This is a genomic window from Parvularculales bacterium (genome assembly GCA_036881865.1).
GTDB lineage: Bacteria > Pseudomonadota > Alphaproteobacteria > JAPOUT01 > JBAJNM01 > JBAJNM01.
Genome location: JBAJNM010000008.1, coordinates 42,592 through 61,759 on the forward strand (window position 1 = coordinate 42,592; position 19,168 = coordinate 61,759).

At 51.2% G+C, this 19,168-nt stretch carries 20 protein-coding genes; 11 read left to right on the plus strand and 9 right to left on the minus strand.

Annotated elements, in window-relative coordinates; genetic code table 11:
• Positions 1-19: 19 nt before the first annotated feature.
• Together V6Z81_03515 and recR are read left to right on the plus strand one after the other, a co-directional pair.
• Complete coding sequence (locus V6Z81_03515) at positions 20-1,822, plus strand: DNA polymerase III subunit gamma/tau (protein MEG9861555.1); 1,803 nt, start codon at positions 20-22, stop codon at positions 1,820-1,822.
• Entirely contained in the window at positions 1,822-2,454 is a 633-nt protein-coding gene (gene recR, locus V6Z81_03520) for a recombination mediator RecR (protein ID MEG9861556.1), read from the plus strand. Before V6Z81_03515 ends, recR begins: the two co-directional genes overlap by 1 nt.
• Positions 2,455-2,457: 3 nt before the next feature.
• Here recR and rmuC read toward each other — a convergent pair whose 3' ends face one another.
• Positions 2,458-3,462 carry a DNA recombination protein RmuC gene (rmuC, locus tag V6Z81_03525; protein MEG9861557.1) on the minus strand — a complete coding sequence of 335 codons (1,005 nt, stop codon included), beginning with the start codon at positions 3,460-3,462 and terminating at the stop codon, positions 2,458-2,460.
• A 149-nt stretch (positions 3,463-3,611) separates the two neighbouring features.
• Between rmuC and V6Z81_03530 the strand changes: the two genes are divergently transcribed.
• Genes V6Z81_03530 through truA form a run of 3 tightly spaced genes read left to right on the plus strand, consistent with a single transcriptional unit; the run spans position 3,612 to position 5,917 of the window.
• A complete protein-coding gene (locus V6Z81_03530) occupies positions 3,612-4,211 on the plus strand; it encodes a peptide deformylase (GenBank protein MEG9861558.1) in 600 nt (199 codons plus the stop codon).
• 6 nt (positions 4,212-4,217) lie between these two features.
• Entirely contained in the window at positions 4,218-5,141 is a 924-nt protein-coding gene (fmt, locus tag V6Z81_03535) for a methionyl-tRNA formyltransferase (GenBank protein ID MEG9861559.1), read from the plus strand.
• A 14-nt stretch (positions 5,142-5,155) separates the two neighbouring features.
• Positions 5,156-5,917 carry a tRNA pseudouridine(38-40) synthase TruA gene (gene truA / locus V6Z81_03540; GenBank protein MEG9861560.1) on the plus strand — a complete coding sequence of 254 codons (762 nt, stop codon included), beginning with the start codon at positions 5,156-5,158 and terminating at the stop codon, positions 5,915-5,917.
• Here the strand turns inward: truA and dapE are convergent.
• Complete coding sequence (dapE, locus tag V6Z81_03545; GenBank protein MEG9861561.1) at positions 5,887-7,083, minus strand: succinyl-diaminopimelate desuccinylase; 1,197 nt, start codon at positions 7,081-7,083, stop codon at positions 5,887-5,889. The two genes, truA and dapE, sit on opposite strands and share 31 nt — an antisense overlap.
• Positions 7,080-7,937: a 2,3,4,5-tetrahydropyridine-2,6-dicarboxylate N-succinyltransferase gene (gene dapD, locus V6Z81_03550; GenBank protein MEG9861562.1), complete on the minus strand. Its 858-nt coding sequence runs from the start codon at positions 7,935-7,937 to the stop codon at positions 7,080-7,082. Before dapD ends, dapE begins: the two co-directional genes overlap by 4 nt.
• A gap of 173 nt (positions 7,938-8,110) precedes the next feature.
• On the opposite strand from dapD, the gene V6Z81_03555 reads away from it, so the two are divergent.
• Positions 8,111-8,626, plus strand: a complete 516-nt coding sequence (locus V6Z81_03555) for a thermonuclease family protein (protein ID MEG9861563.1) — start codon at positions 8,111-8,113, stop codon at positions 8,624-8,626.
• On the opposite strand, the gene V6Z81_03560 is transcribed toward V6Z81_03555, so the two are convergent.
• The 6 genes from V6Z81_03560 to rpmH are packed head-to-tail and all read right to left on the minus strand — an operon-like array spanning position 8,623 to position 13,657.
• Positions 8,623-9,708: a DUF1036 domain-containing protein gene (locus V6Z81_03560; GenBank protein ID MEG9861564.1), complete on the minus strand. Its 1,086-nt coding sequence runs from the start codon at positions 9,706-9,708 to the stop codon at positions 8,623-8,625. The two genes, V6Z81_03555 and V6Z81_03560, sit on opposite strands and share 4 nt — an antisense overlap.
• Before the next feature lie 8 nt (positions 9,709-9,716).
• A complete protein-coding gene (argB, locus tag V6Z81_03565) occupies positions 9,717-10,631 on the minus strand; it encodes an acetylglutamate kinase (GenBank protein ID MEG9861565.1) in 915 nt (304 codons plus the stop codon).
• A gap of 13 nt (positions 10,632-10,644) precedes the next feature.
• Positions 10,645-11,316 (minus strand): ribosome biogenesis GTP-binding protein YihA/YsxC, encoded by a 672-nt coding sequence (gene yihA, locus V6Z81_03570; protein ID MEG9861566.1) that lies wholly within the window; start codon positions 11,314-11,316, stop codon positions 10,645-10,647.
• A complete protein-coding gene (yidC, locus tag V6Z81_03575) occupies positions 11,300-13,129 on the minus strand; it encodes a membrane protein insertase YidC (protein ID MEG9861567.1) in 1,830 nt (609 codons plus the stop codon). Before yidC ends, yihA begins: the two co-directional genes overlap by 17 nt.
• Complete coding sequence (rnpA, locus tag V6Z81_03580; protein ID MEG9861568.1) at positions 13,122-13,526, minus strand: ribonuclease P protein component; 405 nt, start codon at positions 13,524-13,526, stop codon at positions 13,122-13,124. Before rnpA ends, yidC begins: the two co-directional genes overlap by 8 nt.
• A complete protein-coding gene (rpmH, locus tag V6Z81_03585; protein ID MEG9861569.1) occupies positions 13,523-13,657 on the minus strand; it encodes a 50S ribosomal protein L34 in 135 nt (44 codons plus the stop codon). Before rpmH ends, rnpA begins: the two co-directional genes overlap by 4 nt.
• 126 nt (positions 13,658-13,783) lie before the next feature.
• On the opposite strand from rpmH, the gene V6Z81_03590 reads away from it, so the two are divergent.
• From V6Z81_03590 to V6Z81_03610, 5 genes are all read left to right on the plus strand, one after another.
• Positions 13,784-14,743 (plus strand): TVP38/TMEM64 family protein, encoded by a 960-nt coding sequence (locus tag V6Z81_03590; protein MEG9861570.1) that lies wholly within the window; start codon positions 13,784-13,786, stop codon positions 14,741-14,743.
• 39 nt (positions 14,744-14,782) lie between these two features.
• On the plus strand, positions 14,783-16,210 hold the full coding sequence (locus tag V6Z81_03595; GenBank protein MEG9861571.1) for an FAD-dependent oxidoreductase: 1,428 nt from the start codon (positions 14,783-14,785) through the stop codon (positions 16,208-16,210).
• A 32-nt stretch (positions 16,211-16,242) separates the two neighbouring features.
• Complete coding sequence (locus V6Z81_03600) at positions 16,243-17,661, plus strand: HAMP domain-containing sensor histidine kinase (protein MEG9861572.1); 1,419 nt, start codon at positions 16,243-16,245, stop codon at positions 17,659-17,661.
• Between the two features lie 13 nt (positions 17,662-17,674).
• Positions 17,675-18,517 carry a methyltransferase domain-containing protein gene (locus tag V6Z81_03605; protein ID MEG9861573.1) on the plus strand — a complete coding sequence of 281 codons (843 nt, stop codon included), beginning with the start codon at positions 17,675-17,677 and terminating at the stop codon, positions 18,515-18,517.
• Positions 18,518-18,522: 5 nt separating this feature from the next.
• The coding region (locus tag V6Z81_03610; protein ID MEG9861574.1) for a P1 family peptidase at positions 18,523-19,168 on the plus strand (646 nt) is incomplete at its 3' end.

The window sequence follows — 19,168 nt, forward strand, 5'->3', positions numbered from 1 at the left end:
ATTGACCATAAACCATACCGTGACAGATAGCACACCTGATACCACTTCGAGTCTTGTTCCTGACGTTGAACCCAATCAAGAGGGGTTTAACCTCGGCACACCAGAAACCCCCGCCACCCAATCCGATGGCGGTTACAGAGTGCTGGCGCGCAAATATCGACCTCTCTCGTTTGACGACCTCATCGGCCAAGATGCTATGGTGCGCACTCTTGATAACGCGTTTGCTACCGGACGCATTGCCCATGCTTTTATGCTGACCGGAGTGCGTGGAGTTGGCAAGACGACCACCGCCCGTATTTTAGCCCGCGCTCTTAATTATGAAGACCCGTCAGGAGACAAGGAAAGCGGGCCGACACTCACCATGCCTACCTTTGGATCTCATTGCGAAGCCATAATGGAATCCCGCCACATGGATGTTCTGGAGATGGATGCCGCCTCTCATACCGGCATTGCTGACATTCGCGAGATTCTCGACACCGTGCGCTATCTGCCGGTTTCAGCGCGTTACAAAGTTTATATTATTGACGAGGTTCACATGCTCTCTACAGCGGCTTTCAATGGCTTGCTAAAAACGCTGGAGGAACCCCCACCCTATGTAAAGTTTATCTTTGCTACCACGGAAATTCGCAAAGTGCCGGTGACAGTGCTCTCTCGGTGTCAGCGGTTTGATTTACGGCGTTTAGGCATGGATGATATTAGTCGTCTTTTGACGTCTGTTGCCAAGAGCGAAGATGTGTCCATTACAGAAGGCGCGTTACGTCTTATCGCCCGGGCAGCAGATGGTTCAGCGCGGGATGCTTTATCGCTTTTAGATCAAGCCATTGTTCAGGGAGATGGAATCATTGAAGAAGCACCGGTGCATCACATGTTGGGCCTTGCCGACAGAGCCCGCATGGTGGATTTGTTTGATAGTTTGATGCAGGGCGATATAAATGCTGCCCTTGATGAGTTGAGAGAGCAGTATAATGCCGGTGCTGTTCCGGTGGCGATTATGAGCGATTTGGCAACCATCACCCATTGGGTAACGCGGGTAAGGTTGGGGGGAGCCGGTGAAGAGATGACCTTAGCCGGTTTAGAGGAGCAACGTGCACAAGCCATGGCGGATCAATTTTCTCTAGGCGCTTTAACCCGTGCCTGGCAGATGCTGCTTAAGGGCCTTCTAGAGGTACAAAATGCGCCGTGGCCTGTTATAGCCGCCGAGATGGCACTTATACGTTTGGCTCATGGGGCTACCATGCCAACCCCTGACGATATTATACGGCAACTCTCTGAAACACCTGAAGGGTCTATACCATCCGGGGGAGATAATAGTACTCCACCCCCTTCTCCAAGAGAAAATCCACACGCTCAAAATTTATCTACTCAAAAAATTACCTCTCCAACAAAAGTAGCATCACACCAAAAAATTCAGAGACCTGCTCCTGACACGCCTTTATCTCCCTCACCGGAAACGTTTGATGCTCTTGTGGCGCTGGTAAAAGAAAAGCGTGATATTCGTCTTAGCACGGCGCTGGAAAGAAATATCCATCTGGTCTCTTTTGCTCCGAGAACTATGACGGTACGGGTGAAAGATTTATCCAGACGGGATGACTTCATTTGCACCCTTATTACCCGCTTACACGAATGGACCGGCGAGCAATGGAATATTCACCTCTCAGAAGAAGCCGGTGCACCTACGATCCATGAACAAAACAAGGCCCGTGAAGCGCAATTATGGGAGGCTGCCCACAAGGCACCCCTTGTTACCCGCGTTATGGATATATTTCCCGGCGCACAAATCAAGGCCGTGCGTCCCGCATCTGACTCGACTGGTCAATCCTGATGGCGCCACGGGGCTTGTCTGCCGGATCTGACGTTGAACGTCTCATTCAACTTCTCGCACGCTTACCGGGGTTAGGGCCGCGCTCTGCTCGCAGGGCAGCGCTGGCTCTTATCCGCCGCCGTGATACTCTAATGGCACCTTTGGGAGATGCGATACATGCGGTTCTGGAGACCATCACAGAGTGTCAAGAATGCGGCAATGTAGACAGCCAAAACCCCTGCACTATCTGCACCAACGGTGAGCGTGATAACCAACTGATTTGTGTGGTGGAATCAGTCGCCGATTTATGGGCGCTGGAGAGAGCGGGAGCTATTCAGGGTCACTATCATGTTCTAGGGGGCGCACTGTCGGCCATTGATGGCGTGGGGCCGGATGATTTGCGTATTCCCGACCTTGTAAGACGTGCAGCACGCGCCCGCGAGGTTATTCTTGCCTTAAGTGCCACGGTGGACGGTCAAACAACGGCTCATTATATTGCCGATAGTTTGGAGGAAAGTAATGTCGTCCTCTCGCGTCTGGCCCACGGCGTACCGGTGGGCGGTGAGTTGGATTATATGGATGAAGGAACTCTAACCACTGCCATCCGGGCCCGCCGCCCCATGAATGGTGGGACGGGTGTCAACGCGGAGTAATCCTTACTCACCCGTAATAGAGGGAGGCGGGGTTTCCTCCATATCCAAAGCCTGTATTTTTTCGCCCCGCCGGATAATTTTTTCAGCAGACGTCTCAATCTGTCTCACATCATCCTCTGCCTGATTAAAATGACGCTTTAGATTGCTGGCACGTTTAGCAAGCCGCTCTACGTCATCCATCAATCTTGCCACCTCCTGTTGAATAAGTCCCGCCTGTTCACGCATCTTTACATCTCGCAAAACGGCGCGGATAGTATTCAACGTTGCCATCAAAGTTGTGGGCGATACAATCCACACCCGCGTTTGATAAGAAGATTCTACAACATTAGGGTGATTGGCATGAAGCTCCGCATAAACCGCTTCAGAAGGCAAAAACATTAGAGCTGATTCCGCCGTCTCACCCGGAATAATATACCGCTCAGCAATAGCAGACACGTGTTTGCCTATATCGCCGGCAAATTGCCGCTCAGCCTGTTTGCGATCCATCTCATCTTCAGCATTACGCAAGGCATGATATGCCTCTAGCGGAAACTTAGCATCAATCACAATAGGTCCAGGCGGATACGGCAAGCGTATAAGACAATCCGCACGCTTGCCGTTACTCAAACCAGCCTGAAAATCATATGCCTGCTCCGGCAACGCATTGCGTACGATGTTCTCTAACTGCACCTCACCAAAAGCACCCCGCGCTTGCTTGTTGTCCAGAATATCCTGAAGTCCTAAGACCTGACTGGATAAATCCGTCAATTTTTTTTGAGCCTCGTCAATGACATTAAGACGCGTGGTGATGGATCCCAACGTTTCAGCTGTCTCTTTTGCCGATTGACTCATCTGCTGATTTAAGGCCGTCTGCATAGAAGCCTGATTGGTGGTCAAGGTTTGCACCTGCCCCACCAACTGCTGCAAACTTTCTACCGTCTTCTGATCCGATAGGCGCCTCACAAAGAAAAACGCAGTCCCTACAAGCAGAATAACCGCTAACGCAATAACCAAGATAAAAATATCCATAAAAACACAACCCAGAAAGACAGCGCAAAATAATGTGGTGCGAGCCTACACTACCCGTTAATCTATGGTAAAAGATGACTGTGACACACTCAAGATGCCGCGTCAAAATGGCTCTTGACGCAGGAGCACTCAATACTTAGGTAACAGACATGGCAATAAGAGAAATTCTTGTAGCACCCGACCCCCGATTACGGCAGGTCAGCACGCCGGTAGAGACAGTGGACGATGACATACGCTCCCTGATGGATGACATGGTAGAAACCATGAACCATGCCGATGGTGTTGGGTTAACGGCAATCCAGATTAACGTGCCCAAGCGGATTGTTGTCATGAACATGGCCTACGGCGAACCTCTGGATGAGGCCGAAGCAGATAAGAGCACAGAAGAGGAAGACTTCAGGGATCGGCCAAGATCTGAACCGGAGCCACATTTTTTTATTAATCCGGAGATTCTGGATATCTCACCGGAGATGTCTATCCGTAAAGAGGGCTGTCTTTCAGTGCCCGGAGTTTATGAGGAGATTGAACGCCACGCCACCTGTCGGGTGCAGTATCTGGATCGCGAAGGCACGTCCCAAGAGATGGAATGCCAAGGGTTGATGTCCGTCTGTATGCAACATGAAGTTGATCACATGAATGGCGTTTTGTTTGTGGATCATTTATCCCGATTAAAGAGGGACATGATCTTAAAACGTCTGGCTAAGGAAAAGCGACAGAACGACTCTGATAATAACGCCGTGCAGGCATAGTCTCTTATGGCCCTACGGATTGCCTTTATGGGAACGCCCAAATTTGCCGTCCCCACCCTTGAGAAAGTAATAGAAGCAGGCCATGATGTAGCCGCCGTTTATGTACGCCCTGCCCGACCCGCCGGACGCTCTCTTAAAATAACCCCCTCTCCGGTTGAGCAAACAGCGCAAATTCATGGGTTACCCCTTAAGGCTCCCTATAATTTCAAGTCAGAAGAAACTCACAAAGAGTTCGCCGCTCTAAATGTGGACGCGACCGTGGTCGTAGCCTATGGATGTCTTTTACCATCTGCTATTTTACATCAACCTAATTTTGGATGTTTGAATCTGCACCCCTCCCTGCTACCACGCTGGCGGGGAGCGGCTCCGGTTGAGCGAGCCTTAATGGCAGGAGATGAAATCACAGGTGTTAACATTATGAAGATGGATGAGGGGTTGGATACGGGGCCTGTTTTATTGTCTGAGTCTGTTTCTATTGACCGTCAGGAAAATGCAGAACAGTTGCGGGCGCGCCTAGCCGAGTGCGGAGCGCTTTTGATGGTGCAAGCGTTGTCAGATCTTGAGGGAGGGAGTCTCAAGACCCGGCCTCAATCAGAGAACGATGCTTTATATGCGCGGCGCATTGAAAAGTCCGAGACTCGTCTGGATTGGAGTCGCCCCGCACAAGACTTATGGTATCACGTGCGGGGTTTGGCACCCGCACCCGGGGCGTGGTTTGAGATGAATGATGGCGAACGGGTTCGGGTACTACGGGCACAACCTGTTGAGAGTGCGGGGGTATGCGGTGAAGTCCTAGATGACGCTGCAACCATTGCCTGTGGCCAGGGAGCATTGCAACTTCTGGAAGTTCAACGTGCCGGACGCAAAGCCATGACAGTGGATGTGTTTTTGCGGGGCGCACGTTTGAGGTGCGGCACACACCTTACGTAAGGCGTAACAATTACATGGCGCGCTACAAGTTAACAATTGAATATGATGGCAGTGCGTTTTGCGGTTGGCAATCTCAAGCCAACGGCGGTGCGGTACAGGACGCTCTCACAAATGCTATTGAGGCTTTTTGCGGCGAGCGAGTTGTCGTCTATGGAGCCGGACGTACCGATGCCGGTGTTCACGCCCTTGGTCAAACGGCCCATATTGACTTAACCCGCAGGCATAACCCGGACGTTATTCGAGAGGCCGTAAACTTTCACAGCCGTCCTTTACCTGTTAGCGTTTTATCCGTAACCCCTACAGCAGATGATTTTGATGCCCGTTTTAGTGCCCGACGGCGCGACTATCGCTATCGCATTATCAATCGCCGTGCGCGGCTTTCAGTAGAGCTGGGGCAGGCGTGGCATGTAAGCACTCCCCTTGATATCAACGTCATGAATAGTGCCGCGCAATGTTTGGTGGGACAGCATGATTTCACAACGTTTCGTTCTAGCTGTTGTCAGGCACGCTCGCCCGTGAAAACTCTGGATGCCATTACGGTGCAGCAAACAAACGACAGTATTGTTATTGAATGTCAAGCGCGGTCTTTTTTGCACCATCAAGTGCGCTCCATGGTGGGTAGTTTGAAGATGGTAGGCTCCGGAAAATGGCCGGAAGCCACATTGGCACAAGCTCTTAAGGTACAAGATCGCACAGCCTGTGGACCGGTAGCTCCGGCGGAAGGATTATATTTGGTGGCCGTTTCTTATGGGGATGTTTCCGCTCCCGCGAAATAATCGTCCAATATTTTACCATAAACACGGGCCAGAGCGGTTAAGTCCTCCACGGCTATGCTTTCATTTTTTTTGTGCATAGTTTGACCCACCAAGCCAAACTCAAGAACGCGGGCATAATCTTTTATAAAACGTGCGTCAGATGTACCACCACCGGTGGAAAGCACGGGCATACGTCCAATTGTCTCATGAATAGCGTCCTTGACTAAGTCAATAAAAGGACCGGGCGGCGTTAAAAATGCCTCTCCACTGACGGTGAAATCTAACTTGTAGCGGCCACCGGTCTTAGCTACCACCTCATCAAGCAAAGCGCGTATTTGTTTTTCCAGATCAGAGGAAGAATGTGTGTCATTGAAACGTATATTAAACCGCACCTGAACACTCGCCGGTATGACATTAGATGCATCATTGCCCGTATCAATACTGGTGAGTTCCAAATTGCTCGGTTCAAAATGATCCGTACCCTCATCAAGATGCAAAGATGTCAGCGCGCTTAACATAGAGGCAAGGTGAGTTAACGGATTTTCTGCTAAATGGGGGTAGGCTACATGACCCTGCGTACCATACACCATCAGTACGGCGTTCATACTTCCCCGGCGGCCAATTTTAATGACATCACCTAATGCATCTTTGCTGCTTGGTTCACCCACAAGGCAATCGTCGATAGTTTCACCATCTGCGGCGAGAGACATCAGCGTTTTTCGGGTGCCATTAACGGCAGGGCCTTCTTCATCTCCGGTAATCAGCAGACTAACGGAGCCACGGGGGTTGCCTGCACGCTCGCGGTAGGCGGCAACGGCAGCAACAAAAGCCGCAATGCCACCTTTCATATCTGCCGCGCCCCGGCCATAAAGCATGCCATCGCGGACGGTAGCCGCAAAAGGATCACTCCCCCACTCGGATGTATCTCCCGGCGGCACTACGTCCATGTGGCCTGCAAAGCACAAATGAGGAGCGTCAGAGCCAAGACGTCCGTAAAGATTATCAACGTCCGACTGCCCCGCTTCAGAAAAAACCATGCGGCGGCATGAAAAGCCCAACGTCTCAAGCCACGACTGCAATACATCCAGACCTGTTGTGACATCCGGCGTGACGCTGGGGCACGCTATGAGCGCCGTTACCAACTCAACGGGGTCATGAAGACCATCACCGGAAACAGGTGTGGTCATTGCACGGGAGTCTCCCGCAGTAAATCATTAACGGAAGTTTTAGCACGGGTTTGAGCATCCACCGTTTTAACAATAACGGCACAGGCTAACCCGGGCCCGGGCTCTCCATTCCCGTTGGGCAAGGGTTTACCCGGCAGAGTGCCAGATACCACCACGGAGCCTGACGGTACATATCCTTGATGGGTTTCTCCCGTAGCACGGTCTATAATTTTTGTAGATGCTGTCAAAAAGACACCCGTTGCCAGCACTGACCCGGCACCCAAAATAACGCCTTCGGCAACCTCTGAACGTGCGCCAATAAAGCAATCGTCCTCAATGATGACAGGGTTGGCTTGCAGAGGTTCCAACACTCCCCCGATACCGACACCACCGGAAATGTGAACGTTTTTGCCAATTTGCGCGCAAGAACCTACCGTTGACCATGTATCTATCATGGTCCCGCTATCAACCCTCGCACCTATATTAATGAAGCAAGGCATCATCACCACGCCCGGTGCAATATAAGCGGAGTGGCGCACGATAGCCCCCGGTACAGCACGAAATCCGGCAGCGTTGAACTCTGTCTCTCCCCAGCCCTCAAACTTGAGGGAAACTTTATCCCACCATTGCGCCTTGCGGCCCGGTGCTCCATCAATGCCGGTCATATCGTTGAGTCGAAAAGACAGCAGAACGGCTTTTTTGAGCCATTGATGAGTTATCCACTCATTCCCTCTTTTTTCGGCGACCCGTAGCTGCCCATCATCTAGACCATTTAGTGCTACATTAACAGCATCACGTACTGGCCCTTGAGTTTCAGGTGTAATAGTATTTATGTTATCAAACGCCTGATTGATGATTGTCTCATGATTGTCCATGGTCTCTATGGTTAAAGCAATTTCCTAAAAAGTCAAAAAGTAAAGTATTCCAGAAAAGAATATCGGAGTTGAAACGTCACCCCTTAAACGGTTTTCTTATAGATTGACCCTATAACCGGAGCGGTGATGAGCATAAGTGCCGTTTTGCTTTATAAGAAAGAAAACCAGAAACCATGCAGCGCATTATCCTCATAACTTTATCTCTATTAACGGCTACCCTTGCCGTTATTGCCAGCCTGTCCGCTCAGCCAAAAGAGGAGCCTCGCATTACAGGGCACGCACAAATTGTTGATGGCGACGACCTCATCATCAATGGTGAACAGATAAGACTTCGCGGTATAGATGCACTCGAAATGCAACAACTCTGCAATGATAATGAGGGAGAATTTCCGTGTGGCCAAATAGCAGCACAAGCTCTTGAAACCTTCATCAACAACCGCCCCGTCACTTGCCATGCAGAAGGGCGCGACAATTATAACCGCCTGTTAGCCAGCTGCACCGTAGAAGGCGAGGACATAGGCGCATGGTCTGTTCGCCATGGCTGGGCCGTTGCTTATCGCCGCTACAGTGACAAATATATTGAGCAAGAACGTGAAGCCCAAAAAGGAGACCAAGGGGTCTGGGGATGGGCCTTCACCTATCCGGAAGTATGGCGCAGAAAAAACCGCGAAGAAACCCCCCAACGCTAATTCTTACTTCCCTCGCTCAAAGTCATGGTGATGCCCGGCTTTCCCTTGCTTTCAACAGCCCTAAAACCCTGATACTCAAACCCGCGTGCAAGACAATTATCCTGACCGCGAATAATAAAACGTGTCGGCTTAACACACAATGACCGTTCGCCCCACCACGCAAGTGGACCATCCTCACCATGAATCACCAAACCCTGCTCATCTACAGCCTCGGCGAATATATAATAATTGTCCTGCCCCAATGAATCACGCACCACCTTCAAACAATCACCCGGCTCAATCATCATCCAGCCACGGGTGATAAAATTATCCTCCCCCTCAATGCCAACCGCACTCCAGACCTGATATTGCGTTGTATTGCACAACTTAAGCCCATAATCACTGCGAATTTTTTCAGCCTCAATGAGGAGTACCTCAAAAAGCGCCTCGGAGATACTATCCTCGACAGCCATGTCCTGAACACGCTGAAATGCCTTAATGGTCCGCATCGTATACCGACCCTTATAGCCATCCACCCGGATTTTTCTATTACCCCTCTCTACAAGTAACCGCTGAATGCCCGCAACTTTTGCACGCTGCAGGCTGTATCCTTCAGCTTCCGCAAAATTCGTCGTCCAATCATCTCCGTCAACATCAGCCGCACGAAAAGACACCACCTCCAACCCTCTTTGGGAGCAATTAACACCATCACCTACGATGGCTACCGCATTCTCAATGTCAAAACTCCCCTCCCCTACACAGAAAGGATGCTCCCCCACAAACTGGCCTACACCCCCATGATAAACATCAAACGTGCGGGCATAGACATAATAACGTTTCCCTTCCCTATAGACTTCATTTTCTGAAAGCCCACCACCAAGAGAATCAGGTAAAACCTCCCGGCAATCCCCCGGGAATATATCAAACCAACCACGAGAACGAGCTAATCCTCCATCGACCACAACAATGGCACTCTTGAGGACGTAACTTGTCTCATTGCACAACCGATAACCGCCCTGCGCCGTTGCGCCTTGCGCTACAAGCATCCCCAAAAAAGAAATCACCCACACCCCAAGAGATCCAAGTCTTAAAAAAATACCCACCCCAAACCTCAAGATGCGCTTATCAACGTTCCTGCACCATGATTAGTCAGTAATTCCAGCAAAACGGCATGGGGTTGCCGACCGTCCAATATCGCCACCGCCTCAACACCCTCCTCCAAAGCCCGAATAGACGTCTGCATTTTAGGTATCATACCGCCTGTAATAATCTGTTTTTCAATCATGGTACGCGCCTCGGTACAATTCAGCGCCGGAACAAGCGCTCCATCCTCCCCCAATACGCCGGAAACATCTGTTAACAAAAGCAAACGCCTCGCCTGCATCGCTACCGCTATGGCCCCGGCCGCCGTATCCGCGTTAATGTTATACGTATCCCCCCCATCACACGCCGCAATAGGCGCAATAACCGGAATTAATCCAGCCTCCAAAACAGACCACACCATCTCCGTGTCAATCCGCGCCGGTTCTCCAACAAAACCAAGATCAACCCCCCCCTCATGAACCAATTTACGCGCTACCATCAAGCCTCCATCCTTGCCACACAACCCAACCGCACGCGCACCCGCCTGTGTTATCGCATTCACAATATGCTTGTTGATAGACCCTGCTAAAACCATCTCAACAACCTTGATGGTTTTAGAATCTGTTACCCGCAAGCCATCCTCAAAACGAGTATCAATACCAAGCTCCCTCAACATGGTGCCAATCTGAGGAGCACCACCATGCACCACAACAGGATAAACACCACTTTGCCTTAACAAGGCAATGTCCCGTGCGCACGAAGCCGCTAAGCCCTCGTCGCTCATCACCTGACCGCCGTACTTGATAAGCACGACCTCGCCCTCATAGCGCTGCATAAAAGGTAACGCCTCTACAAGAGCATCAGCCTTCTCCAACCAGAGCGGATGCACATCATTATCATCGGCATTTTCACCACTTGCATCTGTTTTCGCTTTGTCAGGCATCACCATGGCCTTGCTAACCTGTTAATCCAGAATGCGGGTTATACCCCATCACCTCCAAATTAGCCAACGTAGCAACCTCACGGCGGGCTTCATCCATACCTGCACCCGTCCGGCCAGAAGTCGCCAACACCTCCGGATGCGCCGCTCCATGGCACAATAATTCAGCACCCACCTCCTCAAGCCGCGCCTCTAACTCACCCGTTTTTAGACAATCTATCTTGGTCAAAACCAATTGAAAAGATACCGCCACCTCGTCCATCATCTCCATGAAAGACCGGTCAACATTCATAATACCCCGCCGCGCATCCACCAGAAGAAATATCCGAACCAACGACGCACGCCCCTGAACATACGTTCGACTTAAAGACGTCCAACGGCGCACCTCCTCCCGGCCCGCACGGGCATGGCCATAGCCCGGCATATCGACCATATAAAGGGCGGGCTTATCAATCTCAGGCGCAAAATAATTCAACTGCCGCGTACGCCCGGGCGTTACCGAAACAATCGCCAACTTACGCCGCCCCGTAAGACCGTTTAGAAAACTGGATTTACCGCAGTTGGAGCGTCCAATAAAAGCAACCTCCGGCCGATCACCTTCCGGCAGCCCATCCAATGAGGCAACGCCACGCACAAACACAAATGGACGAGCGAATAGCCACTCTCCCCTATCATTGTCTCCCGTCATCCGGCTTACTCTCTGACCCGGCGCTATCTGATTTTGTTTCCGTCATCCAACTGGGGCGCAGATTATCAAACAGTTCAATCGGAACTCCCTGTCGGCGCATAATCACGCCTTGCTGAATAATGGACAGTAAATTATTCCACGCCCAGTAAATAACAAGACCCGCCGGAAAACTCGCTAGCAAAAACACGAAAAAGACCGGCATCCATGTGAAAATCTTTTGCTGTATGGGGTCCGGAGGCGCGGGGTTCATTTTCATCTGTATCATCATGGTGACTCCCATGATAAGCGGCCACACACCTATAATCAGGAACCCCGGGGGAGTCCATGGGATAAGCCCGAACAGATTAAAAATCGTTGTGGGGTCAGGAGCGGAAAGGTCATGTACCCAGCCAAAAAAAGGGGCATGGCGCATTTCAATCGTGACAAACAACACTTTATACAAGGCAAAAAACACCGGTATCTGAATCAAAATCGGCAAACACCCCGCCGCCGGATTAACCTTTTCTTTGCGATACAACTCCATCAATTTCTGCTGTTGCTGCATTTTGTCATCCTGATAGACCTCGCGCAAACGCATCATCTCGGGTTGTAGCTTTTTCATCCGGCTCATGGCCACGTAAGAACGATTGGCCAATGGAAAAAACACCAGCTTAATAGCAATCGTCACCAACAAAATGGCAATGCCAAAATTGCCCGCCAACCGATAGAGAAAATCAAGAGCCTGAAACAACGGCTTGGTTAAAAAATAAAACCAACCCCAATCAATCAGTAAATCAAAATTCAATATACCCAAGCGGGTTTCATACTCATCAATAACTGAAACCTCTTTTGCACCAGCAAACAGATAATTAGTCACTATAGCGGTGTTATTAGACCTTATGGTAACAGCATCCCGCAGATAATCCGCCTGATAAATATTATCATTGTTGACGGGACCGGTGAAACTACCCCGAAAAGAGGCTGTCTGCTCCGGCACCAAAACAGCACTCCAATATTTATCCGTAATGCCGAGCCAACCACCCATCGAGCGGTGCGATTGCGGTGACGTATCATGAAGATCATCATAATCAATTTCCTGAAGGCCTGCTCCGTCAAAGACTCCGATCAACCCCTCATGCAAAATCCAAAAGCCCGTTGTTGGTGGTGCACCATGACGGGAGATACGGCCATAAGGAAATAACGTAACTTCCCCACCAGTATTGTTTTCAACAGACTGCTTAATAGTGAACATATAATGTTCATCCACCATTATAATTCGCTTAAACAGCAGACCCTTGCCGTTATCCCACGAGAGCGTCACAGGGGTTTCCGGTGTCAGGGCTGCATCCGAGGAAACGCTCCATATTGTTTCCGGCCCCGGCAAATTACTTCGCGCCGTTTCCGCTGCCGTCCAGCCAAACTCGGCAAAATAAGTATGGTGCACACCCCCCGGAGACAACAACACAATATCAGGACTAGTGGGTGCTACCGTCTCCCGATAACGATTCAAGGTCAAATCATCAAAGCGCCCGCCTTTAAGAGCAATAGAGCCTTGTATATCGGGAGTGATAATTTTAAGCCGCTGACCACCGGCAGAAAGCACCTCGGCCCGGGTTACCCCCGGCGTGCCTATAGGACCTGTGCGCGGCGTTACATCCGATACCTGCGGCACTCTATCGGCTTCCTTACTCTCATCAGAATCCCGTTGCGCTTGTACAGCCTCCTGACGCGCCCGCTCGGCCTCCATCTGTGGCCCCGCCACAAAATACTGCCAGCCAACCAGAACCAACATGCACAAAACTGCAGCAACAATAAAATTACGGCTGTCATCCATAACCGCGACTCCTGTGGCCACCACCATGAAGACGAGAAAGCGCCCACTTTAAATCATGGGTTAACTGAGCATAAGACCTGTGCATAGTAGATAAGCGGCCAATCAATACATAATCACATCCCTCCCGGGCCAAGCCGGGAAGGACCTCCCGGGCGACCGCCCGCAACCGTCTGCGCACCCGATTGCGTACCACGGCCTTGCCTATTTTACGTGTCACCGTAAAACCGGCCCGAAAAGCACCCGCTTCACCGCGCTCACGCATCTGAATTACAATACCGGGTGTTACCCATTTGCTGCCACTCTTAGCCGCCGCCAAAAAATCCGTGCGCTTTTTGATGTGTTCAACGGCCATAGCAACAAATCCGGACGCTTCTGCTTCAACGCCCGGCCACGTCAAGCTGACAGACGCTTGCGTCCTCTAGCGCGGCGACGCGCCAAAACCCTAAGACCGCCAACCGTGCGCTTGCGCGCCCGAAACCCATGACGGCGTTTGCGAACCAAAGTGCTGGGTTGAAAAGGTCTTTTCAAGAGAGTGGTCTCCGCTAATAGATACAGGGGCCAAAAATACAGAGACTTGTATAAGCAAAGCTGACCCATAAGTCAATTCTGGCTTTGGGCCAACCCTGAACTAACCTGAGGGTAGGGTGAGCCCGTGTGGTAGCTAAGAGCAAAGACATATATCCTCCCACAAAATCAGGACAAAAAACCCTCAATGCTGCTAAACTTGAGGTTAATATCGTGAGTGCCATCTTCCGTAAGATGAAAAATACGAAAGAAACATACATGACGGACCAACAAACGCCACAAAATACATCCCGCCGCCGGAGCACAATTAAACGCCTCGCCCCCCTCGTGGTTATTATTATCGCTATGACTATCGTTTTCCAACAGGGATGGCATCATTATCTCACATTTGAAAACATCGCCGCTAACCGCAACGCATTGTTTGATTTTGTTAACACGAATTATATCCTCGCTCTTGCCGTTTACATGGGCATTTATATTGTGACGGTAGCCTTATCCTTACCCGGCGGGGCCTTAATGACAATCACCGGCGGGTTTTTGTTCGGATGGCAAGTGGGCGGATCAGTAACCGTCATTGCAGCCACTCTTGGTGCTACCGTGATTTTTCTTGTGGCAAGAACCTCACTTGGCGAACCTATGGCCGCCCGCGCCGGACCATGGCTTGGCAAATTGCGCGACGGATTTCAAAAAGACGCTCTCAATTATCTCTTGTTCTTACGGCTGGTGCCGGCCTTTCCCTTCTGGCTTGTAAACCTTGCCCCTGCCTTGCTGGGAGTGCCTTTGCGCACTTATGTTATAGGAACCTCCTTTGGTATTATTCCCGGCACTTTCGCCTTTTCTTTTCTAGGGCCCGGACTGGACAGCATCATCGCAACGGAGCAGGAAAAGTTCAACGCCTGTCTGGCAACCCAACAAGAAAGTGCCGTCGGTGCAATCCCCGGAGAGGTTATGGATGAGATTGTCTGCGACTTAACGCTCTCCCCCGGCTCCCTTATCACCATGGAGTTGTTAATCGCCTTCGCCGCCCTTGGCATCGTAGCCCTCATCCCCGTCATCATAAAAAGAATACAGGCCCGCCGGGCAACCTAAAACCCCGCAACAACCAAGATAAAACAGAGTAAAACCCTGATGACCAAAACAATAAAATGCGACATATGTGTTATCGGTGGCGGGTCCGGTGGCCTGTCCGTTGCCGCAGGGGCAACTCAAATGGGCGCTCAGACAGTTTTGATTGAAAAGGGCCGCATGGGAGGTGACTGCCTGAATTACGGATGCGTCCCCTCTAAAGCCCTCATCGCTGCCGGCAAGCATGCCCATGCCATGACGTCCGGCGAACCGTTTGGCGTTATCCCTCAAAGCCCTCAAGTAGATTTTTCCCGTGTTCACAACCACGTCCACAGCGTGATTGGAGCTATTGCCCCCCATGATTCCGTTGAACGCTTTGAAGGATTGGGCGTTCAGGTCATTCAGGAAACCGCACGGTTTACCGGACCCAAAACCGTTCAGGCAGGCTATTATGAAATTCGCGCACGCCGGTTTGTGATTGCTACCGGCTCGTCAGCACGTGTGCCGCCCATTCCCGGGTTAAGTGATGTATCTTATTTCACCAACGAAACTATTTTTGATAACAAAACCATCCCCGGCCATTTGATTACCATTGGAGCCGGCCCCATCGGGTGTGAATTATCACAAGCCTACAAACGATTAGGTGCTCAGGTAAGTCTGCTTGACGCTGTGAAGGCGTTACCTAAAGATGACCCGGAACTCACAACATTTGTGCTGGATAGTCTGCGTTGTGATGGTATTTCCATAATGGAGAGCGTTGCTATCAATAAGGTCGAAAAAACTAGTGAAGGCATTCGCATCATGTGCACCCACCAAAACAAAGAGCATATTATTGACGGCTCACATGTTCTGGTGGCGGCCGGACGCAAACCTAACATAGATGGTTTAGATTTAGAGGCCGCCGGAATTAACTATACCCCCACGGGTATCAAGGTGGATGCGCGTCTGCGCACCACAAACCGCCGCGTCTTTGCCATTGGCGATGTAGCCGGCGGATTGCAGTTTACCCATGTGGCGAGCTATCATGCCGGCATTGTTATACGAAACGCCTTGTTTCGCCTTCCTGCCAAAGCGAACCATGATACCGTGCCATGGGTCACCTATACGGACCCGGAGTTGGCCCATGTGGGCCTTACGGAAGCTCAGGCCAACGATGCCGGACACAAAAACATCAACGTATTGCGCTGGCCTTATGAAGAAAACGACCGTGCGCGAGCTGAGCGTGCAACAGAGGGTCTGGTTAAAGTCGTAACCGGCTCCAAAGGCCGCATTCTGGGAGTTTCCATCGTAGGCACTCAGGCCGGAGAACTTATTCAGCCCTGGGTTCTGGCCCTGACAAACAAGCTTGGTATTCGCGCTATGGCCGGATTTATCTCCCCCTATCCAACCCTTGGTGAGGTCAACAAACGTATCGCCGGGTCATATTACACTCCCACCCTCTACAGCCCCCGCACAAAACGCGTTGTTAAAATGCTGGGGCGGTTGGGTTAACCTGTCTTTCCTTTTTCATGACAGCCCTTCGCATGACAGAGCAGAGTTCAGCACCAAAAAGCCTCAATGACCGGGAATTCAGCCTTTCGGTAAAATTGTTGCTGGTCACGCTTGCTTTTGTCACGTTGGGAGTGTTACTGACTTTCCCGCCCTTGATATCCGGTTTTCGCACGGCATGGTTCGAACGACATCTTGACGCTGGGCAATTAGCCACTTTAGCACTTGAGGCCACACCGGATAATATTGTCTCTTACGATCTGGAGCAGGAACTACTCGCCAACGCCGGTGTGGTTTCCGTTGTGTTGGTGCGCAATGACAATCGCCAACTCATTTTATATCAGCAAACACCGCTTCCTATTTCCAACACTTTTGATTTGCGCTCCGAAGGGTGGTTATCAAGCATTGCCCACTCCTTTGTTCTTCTTTTTTCCTCAGGCGATGACGCTTATCGTATTATCGGCATTCCCCGCCATGCCGGCGGGGGAGTGGTGGAGGTAGTTATCCCCGCAATGCCCCTGCGCCTTGCCATGGAAGATTATGCCGGAGAGGTTATTGCTATAGGGTTTTTTGTAGCCCTGATTGCAGCGCTGGTTTTGTTTTTCTCATTGCGTTACATGTTCGTTGTTCCTATGCAGAGACTAACGATCAACATGGTGGGCTTTCGCCAGCAACCAGAGAACGCAAACAGTGTAATGAAACCCTCAAAACGGCGGGATGAAATTGGCAATGCAGAACGGGAACTCTCCGTTATGCAGTTAGGTATCAGGGCAACTTTAGGCCAAAGATCGCGACTGGCAGCACTTGGCGAAGCGGTGAGCAAAATAAACCATGATTTGCGCAACATATTAACAACCGCCCAACTCATCGGTGATCGGCTAAGCGATGCGGAAGACCCGACCGTTAAGAGATTATCTCCCCTGTTGCTGTCTTCCGTTGACCGCGCCATTGCTTTATGCACAAGCACCTTGAGCTATGGTCAGGCAGGCGAAACACCACCTGAGCGTAAATCCGTAAATCTTGCCGCTTTGATATCGGACGTAAGCCAGTCCGTAGGTCTTGAACCGGAGACTGACATCCGTTGGTGTAACGACGTACCACCGGACATGATAATTAACATCGACCCTGACCAGTTTTTTCGGGTGTTACTCAACCTTGGACGCAACGCTGTGCAAGCTCTTCAAGAGGAGAAGAAGAGCGGCACTATAACAATCTCGGCAACCTCCGATGAAACCGACACCAAAGTACGCTTAAGAGATAATGGTCCGGGGATTCCCGATCATATCCGTGATAATCTTTTCAAAGCCTTTACCCGTGGAACGCGTCATAACAGTTTAGGGTTGGGGCTTTCTATTGCCAATGAACTGGTGCGTGGCCATGGCGGGCATATAGAACTGGAAAGCACCGGCCCTGAAGGTACGGTTTTTTGCATAAACCTGCCCCATCATGAGTAGGAGCATTTGTTTCATGGCTCACTCTGACGCTCCTCAACCGGTCCAAACAACATCACATATGAATTGGAATGCCGGACATTACCTGAAGTTTGGAGGAGAGCGGTTACGCCCGGCCATAGAATTGTTAGGGCGCATACCGGAACCTTCCCGCCCTCCTGAGAGGATCATTGATTTAGGATGCGGGCCGGGAAACTCAACTACGCTTCTGGCATCCCGTTGGCCCCGTGCCAACATAACCGGATTGGATAACTCGCCGCCCATGATTGAACGGGCTCATCAGGATGGGCCCCCGGGTGTTGATTGGCGCGAGGGAAATATATCGGCATGGGCAGAAGAGGACAGTGCGCCGCAGGATATCATATATGCTAATGCGGCCCTGCATTGGTGTCCTAACCATAACCGCCTTTTTGAGTGCCTGATGAAACGGTTGAGTGAAGGAGGCGTGTTGGCCGCTCAGATGCCGCGCAATTTTTCAGCCCCCTCTCATACAATTCTTCATGGGCTCGCCGAAGAACAGCTCTGGAGAGACAAATGGAACGCAAGCGGAACGGCAAGTGTTCGCGACCCCTCCCCTGTCGCCACACCCGATACTTATTATGACATGCTGTCTCCCATCGCCGACACTCTTGATATATGGGAGACCACCTACCTCCATGTTCTGGATGGCGAAGATGCCGTATTACGCTGGACGTCCGGTACAGCTCTGTTGCCCTATGTGCAGGCTCTTTCTGATGAAAATGCGGAAACTTTTCGGGCGGAATATGGAAAACGGTTGCGCAAGGCTTATCCTCAACGTGCCGACGGACATACATTATTTCCATTCAAGCGCGTATTCATTGTGGCCACGGCCAGATAATACACATGCAACCCGGTCCACATAATCTCATTACAGATGTTGATGGCATATCCGTCGGCAATGCCGAAGATAGCCATGTAGCAACCGGGGTTACGGTTATTCTGCCGGAGGGGCGGGCGGTTGCAGCAGTTGATAGCCGCGGCGGCGGCCCCGGGACCCGGGAGACAGATGCCCTTGATCCGGTTTGTCTTGTGGACGAGATAGACGGAATTGTTTTATCGGGCGGATCATCCTATGGGCTGGAGGCTGCCAGCACGGTTGCCACCCGCCTTGGGGCTTTAGGACGCGGCTTTGCCATGCGGTCCGAAGGGCCGGTCTCTCCGGTTGTACCGGCGGCCATTCTTTATGACCTTGCCAATGGCGGCGATAAGCAGTGGGACGCCGCCCCGCCTTATGGCCGTCTTGGAGACGAAGCTCTTGAAGCGGCAATAAAGGCCGAACAAGCAGGTGACAAGATGTTTACTCTGGGCAATGCCGGCGCCGGATATGGCGCCAGTGCCGGTAATCTTAAAGGCGGGCTGGGGAGTACGTCTTTTGTATGCGGTGACGGATTGCAAATCGGCGCACTGGTCGCCACCAACCCCTTTGGCGCCGTCGTCATGCCGAACACCACAACTTTATGGGCAGCACCATGGGAGATAGGTGACGAAA